Origin of the sequence: Parasutterella muris (assembly GCF_009767915.1) — a bacterium.
GTDB lineage: Bacteria > Pseudomonadota > Gammaproteobacteria > Burkholderiales > Burkholderiaceae_F > Parasutterella > Parasutterella muris.
In genome coordinates, this window is record NZ_WSRP01000050.1 from 1 (window position 1) to 14,124 (window position 14,124).

Genomic DNA, 14,124 nt, shown 5'->3' on the forward strand with positions numbered 1-14,124 from the left:
TCTTTGTCACGTATTTAGCTCTGAGTTTAAGACTGATGCTGCATAAGCGGATGCAGGACGCCAACATTGACCCTGAGCAAGCTCCACGCCTGATAAGTGAGCTTAATGCATTAACTGTCTATAAGTTCGCTCCTGAGGGCCAAGTCACATATCTCTGGCACGAGATCCCAAAGCGTTACAAGGAACTTATGCAGAAGTTGAAAATAAAAATCCCCGCCCCGATTTTTGTAATCTAGGAGCGGGAATTCAGGTTATATCTTCAGCAGCGGTATCTGCAGCAAGTTTGCCCAGAATCACGCCGATAGAGACGCCTTGTCCGTACTGCGCAGCGGCTTCACCGCTCGCGTAGAGACCGGGAATCGGCTTGTTGTTCTTATCGACAGCTCTGGCGTCTAAATCAATCTTGACGCCGCCATAAGTGGTTTGGCTTGCAGGGCTGATCTTCGCTCCGTAGTAAGGCGCTTTGTCGATTCGGCTGAAGCGGGAGTCTTTACGGCCGAACTCGTGATCAACGCCGTCATCCATGCCTTTGCGGTAAAGCGCAACAGTCTTTTCAAGATTCTGAGGATTGATGCCGAGTTTCTTGGCAAGTTCTTCAATTGTCGCGGCTTCTGTGAAGTAGCCAGCGGCTTTGTATTTCTTCATTAGTGCGGCCCGGTCAATCGAAGCCTGATCGAAGATCAGGAAAGCGTGGCCGCCTTTTTGATCTTTGATGGCCTTGCCAAGAATCGGCGTCAGAGAAAGTTCATTGACAAAACGATTGCCCTCGTCATTGACAAGAATCGCACCGTTATAGCGAACATTTGTCAGTGAGATGGCGCCGTTCCCGGTGTTGTAGGCGACGGTCTGAGGACCGGCAAGTCCCATCTTGTCGGTTGTTCCGCCGACTTTTTCTGCCAGCACAATACCGTCACCGGTAGCGCCGCGGCTGGCTGTGGACGGGAATCCGGCCCACATCGGTGTGTACTGAGCGACAAATTTTGGATTGGAGGCAAACCCGCCGGTCGCAAGAATAACGCCCTTAGCATGAATGATGTAATGGCCGTTTTCATTAGAGACTTTAACGCTGTCTACGCGGCCGTTGTGCATGTAGAGTTCATCGGCCTTGGTGGAGGTCAGAGGGACAATGCCGAGCTCGTCGAGTTTTTTCTTCATCACAGGTACGAGCATGGAACCAAGCGCGCCGCCATCCTTCGGCGTATGCTGTGAACCGTTGATGACTCTGCCCAGATCTGCGCCCATATCAACAAGCCAGTCCGCAGCAGGGCCGGAAAGGTCGGCTAGTTTGCGAAGTGAAGCGTCATCCTCTCCTTTGCCTTTTAGCTTTTTGTAGTAATCATCTGCGGTATACGGTTTGTCCATTTTCATTTGAACTTTGCTTCCGCCGGCGTTAAACGCAGTAGACGAAAGCGCAGTGGTTCCGCCAACCATCGGCAGCTTCTCGATAAGGATAACATTCAATCCTTTGCTCTTCGCTTCGATTGCCGCGGCCATACCGCTTCCGCCAGCGCCGATGACAAGAAGATCGGTGGTTTTGTCTTCATTTTTGGTAGCTGCTTTAGCTACAGTTTTCTCTTTCAGGCTCGAAGCGTCGCCGCCCGCCTTTTTGAGTGCTTCCAGAACAGCCTGCTTAATGGCTTTAGACGAATTGGTCGCGCCGGCAACGTCATCGACAGAAAGCGACTGTCGTTCAACGATTTTGCCGGGCAGTGTTTTAACCGCTGTTTCGCCGATCATCGGTGTTTCAGAGTTCTGAACAACTTCGATGCTTTTGATTTTGTTGTCGTCAATCGTTGTCTTGACAACCACAGGTCCGTTATTGCCTTTACCGGTGGTTTCGTATGTTCCGGACTTGAGGTCGGCGGAAAGGGCAGGGAGGGCAGTGCAGAGAGCGGCAGCCGCTGCAGCAAGTTTGATGATAGTCATAGTGTTCACCTTGGGTAGAAATAATAATTCAATGCGAGCACTGTAAAGGTTGGTGTAACACCAAGGTCAATTAATCTCCGATGCGAACCCGTATGAGGATGGAATACAAAAATCCCTTTTCATCCCGCTCCATGGCGAGCAGCCGACCTGAAGACTGATGTGTAAAGCTTTTGCCGAGCTCTTTCGCTTTGTTCAGCAGCGGACGAATCTCTTCGGGGGATAAAGAGAGGATGTCTCTGGTCTTCAGGTAGATGATTAGGAACCTGCCTTCAGGAATGGACTCTACAGGAGGAGCAGTATCGGCATTAAAGCCTCTTGCGTATTTGGCGATGAGTCCAAGGCCGAGTTGAACGGAATAGACGTCTTGGAAATTCGGATCGTTAAGTTCCTCCAGTGGAATTTTGATTGAAATATGTGTGTATGGAAAAAGTTCAGAGAAACTTTTAACGATCCTCGGATCCGGAGCCTTTATTTTTGAGGCGCTGTACGTGTAGATGCTGTGGATGGAATCTCGTCGAACATCTTTAACAGTGCCGTTGCAGAGTTTTGTCAAAGAGAGATAGTTTTCGACTTCTTCAATTCGATTTTTGAGTTTTATCAGTTCTTCGATATTTTCTTCAATCCCTTGCTTTTTCAGCCGGAGTTTGTCGATGCGCTCCTGAGCAGAATCCTCCAAGTAATCTTTAACTTCAGAGAGAGAAAAGCCCAGATTTTTTACAGATCTCGCTGTAGACAGACACAAAAAATCTTCTTCATCGTAAAAGCGGTAGTGATTCTCAGTGTTGACCACAGGATTGAGCAGCCCGCATTCTGTGTAATGGCGAATGAGATCGTCTGAGACGCCGACTGATTGCGCAAGTTTTTTTACAGTGAGCATGTTTTGGGAGAAATGATGTTTTCTGTATTATGAATGATGGCGAAGGTTCTTTTATAGTGCGGGTTTCAGCAGGATGCGAAAGCCGTTGTGAACATGTTCATAGACCAAGTCTATCCAAAGAGCCTCACGACTTTTTAATGTCCGGATTCAAAGTAATTCTCTGACTTATTCATGAGATTAGCTATCGCAGAAAAAATATTTCTTGCATCTTCGTTTTTTTGATTTTTTTATTCGTAAAATAATAATTGTCGATTTCAAAGGACACATTAAATGAGCTTTATTTTGATCAACTCCTTATTTGATTCGCTGCACAGCGAAGGGGTTGGTGTTGCTCAGAATCGAATGTGCCGAATGTGATTTTCTTTAGGCGCGCCTAAGCGCGTACCTGTCAAATTTTCTCAATCCTGCTTCTGTTTTTCGTCCGCCTGGACAATTAAATACAACTAAGTTTTAACTCTAACGTTGGTGTATCTATAGCTACAGCCGGCGAAATATCAGAAGCAAAATCCTTATAAAAAGTTCTATTTAATACGGAGTATAAAAATGCAGAGATCTAAGTTAATTAAGCTGATTGCGGCGGCAGCCATTGCGGCACCGATTCTTTTAACCGGTTGCGGTGATAAGAAGAGCTCTTCAGAATTGAAAGTCGGCGCTACTGCAGGTCCTCATGCCGAGAACGTCCAGAAGGCTGCTGAAGTTGCAAAAGCTCAGGGTTTAAATGTTAAGCTTGTCGAGTTTACCGACTACGTCACACCGAACAAAAGTTTGGATGAAGGTGCTCTTGATGTTGTTGTGTACCAGCACGAACCGTTCCTAAATAACTTTAACAAGCAGCAGAAGACAAAACTTAAAAAGATCGGTGACGCTGTAGTTCAGCCGATGGGCTTTTACTCTAAGAATATCCATGACGTAAAAGATATTCCGGAAGGCGCTACATTTGCGATCCCGAACGATCCTTCCAACGAGGGCAGAGCGCTTCTTCTGATCGAAAATGCGGGTCTCATTAAAATCAAGGACGGAGTCGGAGGCAATGCGACGGTCGCTGATATCGTATCTAACCCGAAGAAACTCAAATTCAAAGAACTCGAAGCAGCTCAGCTGCCTCGAAGCCTCTCTGATGTGGACATTGCGACGATCCCGATGAATTACGTCATCAGCTCTGGTCTCTCTCCGAAGAAAGACGGCTTCTTCTTTGAATCTAAGGATGCTCCGTTTGCTTTGATTATTATCGCGTCTCGCGAAAATAATGCGAACGATCCCAGAGTTCAGCAGTTCGTGAAAGCTTTCCAGTCTGAACCGGTGAAACAGTTCATTATTGAGAAATTCCAGGGTTCAGTCCTGCCGGCTTGGCAGTAAGCAGTGCTTTGATTGGCCCTCGAAATGCGAGGGCCGGTCACTAAAACTATTTCTTAGGGGAATACGGACTTCCATCCCAACATCCTTCCAACAATCAACACCGGACATCCTCCGGCATCTCCCCGCTTAATTCGTTCAACTGCTTTATCGCTGGAGGTTGTTGTTGACGTTTTCAGATCAACAGGTGGAAGTGTGTTCTTAGGAAGGTTATTGGTGCACAGGTAGTCTTGCCACAGGTCATGAATAAGTTTGCGGCATTCTGTTATATCCTTGGTGATAAGAATTGCTCCGTCGATAAGACCGAAGTCATACCAAGCTCTATATGCGGAAAGATCTCTATCAAGATTTCCGTCTTTTGCGTTCCATTCAATATCAATAGCAACTCTGCCTTTTAAACAGTCGACCTGGTAACCTTCTTGATAAGTCGAAGTAATGCGAGCTTCGGGGAATTTTTTAGTCAGGAGATTGATTCTTTCAATAGTCTGAAGTGAAGAAGTTTTACCTGTAATTGGGAATTTCTTATTTTTCCCGGAAATTTTGAGGATTTTATTTTTTTCTCCGGTTAATCGACCGGTTTTAGGAAGTTCGTACAAAATCTGTTCTGAGTCGACTCGCGTTTCCATCCAGCCTTTTTTGTAGAACAGACTTTCCAGTTCGGAAACAAGAGCCGATTTGTTTCCGCCTTTTGCGAGAAGAACATCCCCGGAAAATGTAAATTTTTCCAGAATTTCTACAAATTCATCCCATTCTTTTGAGCAGGATGCTGATAAAACAGCAGATGCGTCTCGAACTTCGAAAAAACAGAACTTTGATTGAAGGTTAAGAAGAGAGGTATTTTGGTATGAAGTAGTTAATTGCATAAAGATCCAAATAAAGATCTGTTAATATGATTGCTAAGTGAACAGATTGTGGAACGAGCAAATGAGTGAAGCATTACCTCAAATTCCGGGTAAGTTTAAAACAATTTTAGCGGATCCCCCTTGGCGGTTTTCTAACCGTACCGGCAAGGTCGCTCCCGAGCACAAGCGGTTAGGCCGTTATGCGACCATGTCGCTAGAAGAAATTATGGCTTTACCGGTTGCGGAATGCGCAAATGAAAATTCTCATCTGTATCTTTGGGTACCTAATGCTTTGCTCCCTGAAGGCCTTGAAGTCATGAAGAGTTGGGGATTCCGCTATGTCTCCAATATTATTTGGGCCAAACGAAGAAAAGACGGAGGCCCGGACGGAAGAGGCGTAGGTTTTTACTTTAGGAATGTGACGGAAATTCTCTTGTTCGGCGTTAGAGGCCATATGCGTACGCTGCCGCCGGGACGCTCTCAGGTGAACATGATTGAAACCAGAAAGCGCGAGCATTCCCGTAAACCGGATGAACAATACGATTTGATTGAGTCGTGCTCTCCCGGACCATATCTGGAAATGTTTGCCAGATATCCAAGGCCCAATTGGATTGTTTGGGGTGCAGAGGCCTCTGAAGACGTTGTGCCGAAAGGCAAACGCTATCCCGGTTATTCCGGCGGAGAAATCGAATCTCAGAGTCAGGAGATCATGCTGCCGCTTTACCCACACCAGAGACTTTGTGACGACACCAATGAAGCGCTTGCAGCTCTTGTTGCTAAGCGGTATTCCGAAGGCGGATCAATAAGAGAAATAGCAATGGAAACCGGCTTCAGCATTGCTCGGGTCAGATCCCTTCTGACCTTAGCCAAAGTTGAATTTAGAGCAAGAGGTCGAAGCCGAAGCTAGGCATATCTTGTTCTCTCTGAGGCCGAATGGCGGAAGCACGCTTATAAGCGCGCTGCTCTCTTCTAAATCAGGTTCACAGCAATCAGAAGAATAGGTAGAACCGCAATCATTCCAACGGTACTTGCGCCAATCGTTTCAGAGGCGAACTCTTCATCTCCGCCGTAAGTTTTTGCAAGTACCGCGAAAACCGTAGAAACCGGAAGCGCGGAGCCGAGGATAAAGCATTTTCTCATCAGCGGTTCCATATCAAGCGGCATGGTGCAGAAATACATTGTGAGCGGCCGAATCAGAAAACATGACAGCAGCACTAACCAAACCTCACGAGGCAGATGCTTTAGTTTGTCAAAACCGATGTGGTAAATCGTGATGCCTACAAAAATCAGCGCCAGCGGTGTCGTCAGCTGACCGAGATAGCGGGTAGAAGTTTCTATAAATTTTGGTATGGGTACGGACAGCATCACTGCGGATAAACCGAGCATAAAACCAATTAAGGGCGGAGAAAAAAATTTGCGGGCGCTCTCTTTGGAGATTAGTTTTGGAATTTCTCCGCCGCCCTTTCTAACGCCGTCAAGCTGAATGTTATATAAGCCGATTGTCCAGATGAAAACGCAGTTCGCAAAAAAGTACACTAAAAGATACGGGATTCCGTCCGAACCATACATCGTCGTGACCAGAGGGACGCCGACGAAGAGAACGCTCGCGGCAGAAAAAGTTGCGATGAAAGTTCCTTTTAAATGAGGACGCACCAGAGGAGTCCTGACCAGAATCAGGGAAATAATAAAGTTGATGGCTACCGTCAGGAACGGAACGCCGGCGAATTTCAGCAGATTAAGCAGCTGCTCCTGAGAGAACTTCGAAATGACCGAGTAAAAGAGAAAACACGGGATTGAGGTGTTGACCAGCCTGGAAACAATAAGTCGGCTCTTGGGCGCATCAAACATGCCTTTAGACGAAAGCCAGAGCCCAAAGCCGATGATGATTAGCAGCACGCAAAGCGCCGATAAAGAGTGAAGAATAGTTGTGGTAAACATAGTTGGCTTTTAATAGATGTTTTGTCCTTGGTGCTTAAAATTCTAAATACTTCACTGTGCGGATTGACAAAAACTCATCACAGAATTTCAAAGAGTTAGCGTTAAATGCGATGGAATCGCCGCGGAGATTAGCCGAGAAGCGGTGCGCCTTTTCTTCGTTTCAAGTGCTGAGATTCTTCTTCCGTGAACATGTTCACAGGTCAGTACGCTCTGTGCCGAAGCTCGCTTCGCAGTGCTCCAATTCGAGGTAAGTCCGTCCAGCAGGTGGTATATCCGGGGCTTAAGCGGCCGCGCCTCATTTCTCAGTTCTCTTTCTTAAAGCTCGATGACGCAAAGTTCAGTGTTTGTTTGCCGTATCGGTCATTAATCTTGTCAATGAGCCCGCAGAGAACGTTTTGTCGGGCGTTTTCCGCCTCAGCAAACAGATCTCCGGTGGTGTTTTTTTCGGGAATGACTTCTCCCACATACACTCCGGCTCTCTTGTACAGGTATCCCGAACGACAATATTTATCCAGAAGTTTCAAAGCGCAGCGGATTAGAGTACGAGTATCGCTGATTGGGTACTAAAGGCCAATACACGGATAGGCATGATATTGAGGATCTTGAGTGCGGAAGCTGTTTGTGTTAAGAACAATTCCAACCACTTGTGCGTATGAACCCTCTTTGCGCAGAGTGCGTCCGCACTCCTGAGCGTGAAGAGTTAGAGCGCCGATCAAATCCTCTTTTGCGGTGACCAGAGAATTGAAGCTTCGGCTCCGCATGATTTGTTTGCGTTTGGGTTTGATCAGTTTCAGAGGAATGCATGTGACGCCCTGAAGTTCCGTTACTGTCATGGCAAGAGCCAGTCCAAATTCTTTGCGTATCTTGATCGGATCGGCTCGGGATAAATCTAAAGCGGTCTCTATACCCATGAGGTTAAGTCGTTCTGTGTATCGACGCCCTACACCCCAAATTTCAGAAACAGGCTCACAGGCTAGCGCTTTGGCCTGTCGCTGAGGCGTAAGGTCAAGCCAGTTGCATACGCCGTTTATACCGCGGTAGTGCTTTGCCAGATGATTGCAGTATTTGGCGAGTGTTTTGGTCGGAGTTATCCCTACGCAGGTAGGTATGCCGACATTATGCAGCACGCGCTCTTTAATTTGAAAACCCAGTTCTGTCAGATTGATGTTTAACTGCTCATAGCCGGTCATGTTCGCGAAACATTCATCAATGCTATAGGGATCGATGCTGTCCGTAAGTGAAGCGATCGTGCTCATCATGCGTCCGGAGAGATTGGCATAGAGTTCATAGTTGATGGAAAATACCGAGACGTTCTCCCGAAAGCACAGATCCTCGATTTCAAAGAACGGCTGACACATCTTGATGCTTAACTGTTTTGCTTCGCTTGAATGCGCGACGACGCAGCCGTCATTATTGCTCAGCACGATGACGGGCCGATGCCGCAAATCGGGACGAAAACCTTTTCGCATGAGGCAAAAAATGAGTTTCCGTCCACCAAGGCGAAGACCAGGGCGGCCATAACCTTAATTATTTTTAATCGTATGCGTGACAACGCCGATAAACCGCCATTCTTCGTTTCCTTTCGGCGAAATCGGTTTATATACGGGATTGGAACTCTCAGGCATAAGTCGGATGCTGCGGTTTAGCTTCTCAAAGCGTTTGACGGTAAATTCATTGTCGATGCTCATGATGACGATATCGCCGTTCTTGGGTTCTAAAGAACGATCAACAATCAGCAGATCACCGTCGTCCATCCCTGCCAAATTCATGGAATCTCCGCTGACGTAAACAAAGAAGGTTGCCGCAGGGTTTGGAATCAGAAAGTCGTTAAGGTCTAAGGATCGATCAATATAGCTTTCTGCGGGAGAAGGAAAACCAGTCTGAACACCGTATTCATAGACAGGGATACGCAGAGGTTTGAGATCTGCAGCAGGAAAGCAAACATCATCTGATACCTCCTCCAGCTCCTGATCGCTGAACGTTTCTTTTTGCGGTTTGCGAAGGAGCTCCTGTCGAAGCCAAACAGCACCGCCTCTTCGTTTGAATTCTGGGTAGGTCGCTTCGGTGAGGCAGATTGAAATTCGTCTTGTACCGTCTAAAGCAGGACGTCCTGCGCCGGCGCGTTTTCCGCCGTGACCGTTATTAGTCTTCTTCTCGGTCATGTAAAGTCCTCCTTTCTTGATTTAATAATACTATATCAAGGAAAGAGAACGACAAGGGCTTAGAGATGCTTAATTTGCAAGCTCACTGACCATGAGCAGCGAAGAGTTAATCGACTTGAAGAATTTGTTCAGGTCCTCACTGCTGCTTGCGCGCAGAATACCAAGCAGCGCGTTTGGCCACCAGGACAAAACCTCTTTTACAGTAAAGTCGACGGCTTCTCTGATCTTATTTTCTGATAGAAGCTTGGCGATGAAGGCGAGTTCAACAGCCAAATGATCGTCCGGAAGGCTGGTGGCGTTGCCAAGACCTTCTTTTCTGTAAATTGCAAATGCGTTTCTGGTTCCTGTTCCGGCGGTCGAAAGTCCGCCTTCTGTCCAGAATGAATGAGTTAAGCCGAGCGTTTTTTTACCGATTCCGTAGAAGAGCTTTGCGAAACTGCGGTTGAAATCTTCACTGAACGCAATATTCGGGAAAGGCTCTCCGCTGCAGCCCAGAGCTTCTGAAAGGGCATTGAATGCCTGCTCGGCTGAAGGATACAGGCTGCAGGTTTCAGCCGTCGGATTAGCGAGGATTTCGCTTTGAATGGTTAATATTTTGGACAGAAATTCTGCGGTTTCTTCTCGTGTGATTTCGCTATGGTTCATGGTTTTCTCTATGGGGAAATTAATGCCTTTTTTCGTCAGGGAAAATCGGATTTACGTCCAAATTGAACTTTTGAATAATGTCGTTTGCTAATCCTTGTGCCGAGTCGGAAAGTCTGCCGTTTTCCTTTTTTAAGCTCAGCAGAGTAAGCAGGACAGCGCTCGCTTCCTGAACTACCAAGTCCTGATCTTCTTCGGAAGGCTCTTGAAATTCCGAATCTTCCTCTTCTGAATCCTCGAAATTATCGTCCTCGATGTCATAGAGGCCGAACTCCAATATTTGATCTAAATGTTCTCCGAGCTTGTAGCAGCAAAAAAATTCCTGAAGCGTCCAAAAGACAGTTTTTTGCAGTTCGGTAAAATTCTCTACCTTCAGAATTTGATTCAGATCGATGGCAATGCCGGGCTCTAAAATTGTGCCGTCAAGAAAAAAGTAGCAGTCATCTTCCTGATCAAATAAAGCATCTCGAAAGTCACATAGCTGCTTCTCTGCAGCTTGTGCCGCTGTCGGATTTTCGTCGTTCAATTGGGCTACGAGCGCCGGAACATCATTTTGTAAATATGCAAGCCTTTTATGCCTTTGGCGAATAGAGGCAAAAAGTTGGTTTAAATCGAGGTCTTCTTTCTCTTCATCAATCATTGATTTGATCCTGTGTACTCTTACCGGATTTCCCGACAGCACTTAATGTACTCGAGTTTTAACTATACAGCCAAAGTCAGCTGAGGCGAGCGCTATTTATATCCGAGAGTGGATGAAGATGCAGATTGGTTATTCGTTTATACCGCTCAATTTTTCAGCTTCAGCAAAACCGGACTTTGCAAGACGGATTTGTATGAATGAACAAGTTTCTAAGTAGCAGTGCCGCACGATTTTTGATTTTTAGGAGTGCTTGACCTCTACAGTTTTGTCGATGATCTAGAGAGACGGTGTGCTGCGGACCGCATTTGCCGTTTTATTTACCGCAAGGTTCAAGGCAAAGACAAGCACTGCCAAATAAAAATTCCGCCCTCGGTTTTTACGCCGAGAGCGAGTCAAAAAAATCTGCTGAACCTTACGGCTTAAGAAGTTTACGGATCGTCTCTTTGTAAATTTCGCAGCAGTTCTTTACCTGATACGGATACCCGTATTCATTGTCACCGTGCATGTTGCCGCCTGAGGGACCGAATGTGACAACGGGGATGCCAAGAGAAACAGCGACAATGTTGGAGTCACAAACCGACGGGTCATAGTCGATCGGCAGATTCTCTCCCGTGATGTCGGTGAAGCTTTGACGCAGTGCGGTCACAAGCTCATGGTCTTCCTCAATCGCAAACGATTTCATGTACGGACTGTTTCTGGGCTTCAAACGGATGTCGACTTTGTTTCCAAGACCGATTTTGTCAGCGGCTTCCTGCATCTGACAAATGCAGAGTTCCTCATCTTCACCCGGAACGACATAGCGGTCTACGAACATGTAGCAGCTGTCGGGCACAACCAAAGCGTTCTGGTTGCCGCCGCAAAGATAGCGTACGCACCATGTGCCGTGCTTGAGTTTGGGATGTGTGAGCGTCGGAAGCGCTTCGATGGCAGCGGCCAGACGTCCGGCGGAAACCAGAGCGTTTTCTCCGACTTCAGGATAGCGGCTCGCATGTCCGGCTTTTCCTTTCACAGTAATCTCAAAACTGAAGCGGCCTCTAAAACCTACTGCGACGTTATCGTAACGGCACTCGGCCATGATGGCGTAATCAGCGTGTACGCAGTCCTCTGCAACAAGCTGGTAAGTGCCTTTGCTAAGACCTTCTTCGTCAGCCACAAGACAAACCAGAATTTTTCCGCTGAATTCATCTTTATGCTGCGAGAAGTATTCAACGGTTGAAAGGATCGCGGAAACGCCGCCCTTCATATCCATAGAGCCGCGACCGTATACCTTGCCGTCAATTTCGACAGCATGGAAGGGGTCAGTCTTCCAATTGGCCAGATTGACGCCGACCGTGTCGATATGGCCGATGAGCAGCATGGTTTTGCCGGGTTTGCCGCTGTCAAGCACAGTCCAAATAGAGGGCCTTTCTTTGGCGGAGTCTTCCGGGAAATAGCTGTAGTGAACCGTCAGTCCGAAACTTTCCAGGACTTTGGCGCAGTAGTTAGCCGCGTCTACTTCATGACCTGAAACAGAATTGATATTGATCAGGTCATACCAGCGTTCAAATATTTTTTCCATAGTTTGTTACTCTCGGGCAAGTTCAGCTTGGGCGGGAACAGTTTCTGCAGAGTTATTTCCGCTGTCTTTAATCTTGGCCATACCGATGCCTGTGAGCGCGTAAACCGCAGACAGGATAATGGAGAGCCAAAGCATCGGAGCAAAGGCAAGGAATGCGATATTTGCAACGCCGAGTGTAGAAGCGGTGTAAGAACCTGTTGTGGACCAGGGGATGAGCGGGGCAAGGCCTGTTCCTGTGTCAAGCATCGTACGCATCAAGTTCTTACGTTCGAGGCCGTATTTCGGGAACATGTCCTTAGTCATAGAACCGATAACCGGGTAGCTGACGTAGTATGCGCCGGTGATCATGAAGAACAGGGTGTGCAGACACATGACGGAGAACGCCATGACTCTGCTGTTTTTCGCAAATTTCTGAACGTAGTCGAGCAATACAGTTGCAACACCTGCGGTTCTGAGCGGAGCACCGAAAATCGCCGCAGTCATCAGAAGGCCGATCGTGCTGAGCATGCTGGTGAAGCCGCCGCGGTTGAGCATCTTATCCACAAAGGTAGAATCCGTATGGATGGAGAAGCCGCTGTACATGTAGTTCATCATGTTCTTGAGCGAGACATCCTGGAAAACCATACCGATTGCTGCCGCTACAGCGATACCTGCGACAAATGTCGGGATTGTCGGTTTCTTCCAGGCGATAAGACCGATGACGACAAATACCGGGATCAGAGTAACCGGATTAAGGTTAAAGCTCTTTTCAATGGTGCTCAGAATTTCAACGTAAGTTGCGCTTTCAGCTGTGCTTCCGCCGCTGAATTCAAGACCGTAAACAAAGAAGAACACCAGGCTGACTAAATAGGCGGGACCGGTGGAGATAAGCGAGTGCTTGATACCCTCCATAAGCGGTGTGTCTGTCACGGTTGCGGTAATGACAGGAGAGTCGCTCAGAGGAGAAATCTTGTCGCCGAAGAAGGCGCCGACGCATACTGCACCGGCTGCGGCTTCAAGAGGAATACCGAGGCCTTCGCCGACACCCATACAGGCAACACCCACAGTGGCGAGCGTGCCCCAGGACGTGCCGGCAAGCGTACTCATCAGTGTGCAGAGAATACATGCCACAGGCAGGAAAAGGGCCGGTGTGATGACCTGCATACCGTAGTAGACCATTACAGGAATGGTTCCGGAAGCCATCCATGTGCCGATGAGAACACCGACTGCTAAAAGAATCAGCATTGCGATCAGCATGGAGGCGATGGTGTCTTTGATACCCTTCTGGATTTCGTCATATTTAATTCCGAACGCACAGGCCATAAGGCACATGATGGCGCCGTCAACGGCAAGAACGATTCTGGCGTTTACTTTTAACGTCATCAAGCCGAAGAAGATGATTGCGATGCCGAGGGCGAGCATAGTCATCGCTTGCCACGGTGCAATAGGATTTGAGTGATTTGAGTCTTGCATAACTTCATCTCTTTGGTTTTTGTTGTGAAGATCGGAGCTCTGTCGGGTCAGGGACCTTCACCTATATGTTCTTCCGCAGAGAAGAAAAGGCTCAAGACACGGTAGCGCTCCACGTTCAGTGACAGTCTGCAAAATATTCTTTTGCAGCCCAGGGGTTGAAATATCGAAGTTTTTTCAATCCCTTCGGCAAGCCTTCCTTTTACTGTCCTCCAATGCTTCGAATGCTGAGAACGGTTACTGATAAGGTCTGCACCTCTACCTATGGACCAATAATAAAACGTAACAAATGGTTTAAACCAAAATTAGCGAACAACATACCTTGAGACTTTCCCTAACATTCAGCGGGTTTGCTCAGGTTTCCGCGCTTGTATTTTGTTCGACTAAAAGAGCGTTTTCTTGCTGTGCATCGTAAGTATTGCCGCTATTGAATACTTGTTTTCGGATATAAGATCAATCAGTTGGCGCGACAATGCTAACTGTCTGACGAAATTGAAAATAAAACGACCCTGCGTTCAGAAAGTTAAAGGTGATTCTGAGAGTGAATACTGAATTATTTGAGAGCCGTGAAATACGATCTTTCTTTTAACGAATTCCACGGAATTCCCCGTGCGTAAGCGCGGGGATGGATAGCGACCGGCCGAATGTCAATTCGGCCGTTGATTTTTGATATATCTCTCAATAATGGCAGTTGTTGCTCCGTCTCCAACTGATATTACACAGTAACTTTTTGTCCA

At 47.2% G+C, this 14,124-nt stretch carries 16 protein-coding genes and 1 riboswitch; of the genes, 3 read left to right on the plus strand and 13 right to left on the minus strand.

All coding sequences use genetic code 11. From position 1 onward, the window contains the following. The coding region (locus E5987_RS13175; RefSeq protein ID WP_237178776.1) for a hypothetical protein at nucleotides 1-236 on the plus strand (236 nt) is incomplete at its 5' end. 10 nt (nucleotides 237-246) lie between these two features. Here E5987_RS13175 and E5987_RS11630 read toward each other — a convergent pair. Together E5987_RS11630 and E5987_RS11635 are read right to left on the minus strand one after the other, a co-directional pair. Further along, complete coding sequence (locus tag E5987_RS11630; RefSeq protein ID WP_160336249.1) at nucleotides 247-1,926, minus strand: FAD-dependent oxidoreductase; 1,680 nt, start codon at nucleotides 1,924-1,926, stop codon at nucleotides 247-249. 70 nt (nucleotides 1,927-1,996) lie between these two features. Then, nucleotides 1,997-2,803 (minus strand): MerR family transcriptional regulator, encoded by an 807-nt coding sequence (locus E5987_RS11635; protein ID WP_160336250.1) that lies wholly within the window; start codon nucleotides 2,801-2,803, stop codon nucleotides 1,997-1,999. A gap of 543 nt (nucleotides 2,804-3,346) precedes the next feature. On the opposite strand from E5987_RS11635, the gene E5987_RS11640 reads away from it, so the two are divergent. Beyond that, nucleotides 3,347-4,159, plus strand: coding sequence for a MetQ/NlpA family ABC transporter substrate-binding protein (locus E5987_RS11640; RefSeq protein WP_160336251.1), 813 nt, complete (start codon nucleotides 3,347-3,349; stop codon nucleotides 4,157-4,159). 53 nt (nucleotides 4,160-4,212) lie between these two features. Here E5987_RS11640 and E5987_RS11645 read toward each other — a convergent pair whose 3' ends face one another. Beyond that, nucleotides 4,213-5,019 carry a BglII/BstYI family type II restriction endonuclease gene (locus E5987_RS11645; RefSeq protein WP_160336252.1) on the minus strand — a complete coding sequence of 269 codons (807 nt, stop codon included), beginning with the start codon at nucleotides 5,017-5,019 and terminating at the stop codon, nucleotides 4,213-4,215. Nucleotides 5,020-5,080: 61 nt separating this feature from the next. On the opposite strand from E5987_RS11645, the gene E5987_RS11650 reads away from it, so the two are divergent. Next, nucleotides 5,081-5,905 (plus strand): MT-A70 family methyltransferase, encoded by an 825-nt coding sequence (locus E5987_RS11650; RefSeq protein ID WP_160336253.1) that lies wholly within the window; start codon nucleotides 5,081-5,083, stop codon nucleotides 5,903-5,905. 62 nt (nucleotides 5,906-5,967) lie between these two features. Here E5987_RS11650 and E5987_RS11655 read toward each other — a convergent pair whose 3' ends face one another. The 10 genes from E5987_RS11655 to E5987_RS13550 all read right to left on the minus strand — a co-directional run. Next, complete coding sequence (locus tag E5987_RS11655) at nucleotides 5,968-6,936, minus strand: AEC family transporter (protein WP_160336254.1); 969 nt, start codon at nucleotides 6,934-6,936, stop codon at nucleotides 5,968-5,970. Nucleotides 6,937-7,136: 200 nt separating this feature from the next. Next, entirely contained in the window at nucleotides 7,137-7,235 is a 99-nt protein-coding gene (locus E5987_RS13545; RefSeq protein WP_160336255.1) for a DUF4113 domain-containing protein, read from the minus strand. A gap of 3 nt (nucleotides 7,236-7,238) precedes the next feature. Next, nucleotides 7,239-7,400, minus strand: a complete 162-nt coding sequence (locus tag E5987_RS11665) for a hypothetical protein (RefSeq protein ID WP_160336256.1) — start codon at nucleotides 7,398-7,400, stop codon at nucleotides 7,239-7,241. A 99-nt stretch (nucleotides 7,401-7,499) separates the two neighbouring features. After that, complete coding sequence (locus tag E5987_RS11670) at nucleotides 7,500-8,405, minus strand: Y-family DNA polymerase (RefSeq protein ID WP_160336257.1); 906 nt, start codon at nucleotides 8,403-8,405, stop codon at nucleotides 7,500-7,502. A gap of 54 nt (nucleotides 8,406-8,459) precedes the next feature. Further along, nucleotides 8,460-9,098 carry a LexA family protein gene (locus E5987_RS11675; protein ID WP_160336258.1) on the minus strand — a complete coding sequence of 213 codons (639 nt, stop codon included), beginning with the start codon at nucleotides 9,096-9,098 and terminating at the stop codon, nucleotides 8,460-8,462. 69 nt (nucleotides 9,099-9,167) lie between these two features. Continuing rightward, entirely contained in the window at nucleotides 9,168-9,743 is a 576-nt protein-coding gene (locus tag E5987_RS11680) for a molecular chaperone TorD family protein (RefSeq protein ID WP_160336259.1), read from the minus strand. A gap of 19 nt (nucleotides 9,744-9,762) precedes the next feature. Continuing rightward, nucleotides 9,763-10,380 (minus strand): hypothetical protein, encoded by a 618-nt coding sequence (locus E5987_RS11685; protein WP_160336260.1) that lies wholly within the window; start codon nucleotides 10,378-10,380, stop codon nucleotides 9,763-9,765. Between the two features lie 412 nt (nucleotides 10,381-10,792). Next, entirely contained in the window at nucleotides 10,793-11,938 is a 1,146-nt protein-coding gene (locus E5987_RS11690; protein ID WP_160336261.1) for a M20 family metallopeptidase, read from the minus strand. A 6-nt stretch (nucleotides 11,939-11,944) separates the two neighbouring features. Next, on the minus strand, nucleotides 11,945-13,390 hold the full coding sequence (gene nhaC / locus E5987_RS11695; protein ID WP_237178830.1) for a Na+/H+ antiporter NhaC: 1,446 nt from the start codon (nucleotides 13,388-13,390) through the stop codon (nucleotides 11,945-11,947). 94 nt (nucleotides 13,391-13,484) lie between these two features. Continuing rightward, a riboswitch (Lysine riboswitch) is annotated at nucleotides 13,485-13,656 on the minus strand. A gap of 378 nt (nucleotides 13,657-14,034) precedes the next feature. Beyond that, the coding region (locus E5987_RS13550) for a transposase (RefSeq protein ID WP_160336262.1) at nucleotides 14,035-14,124 on the minus strand (90 nt) is incomplete at its 5' end.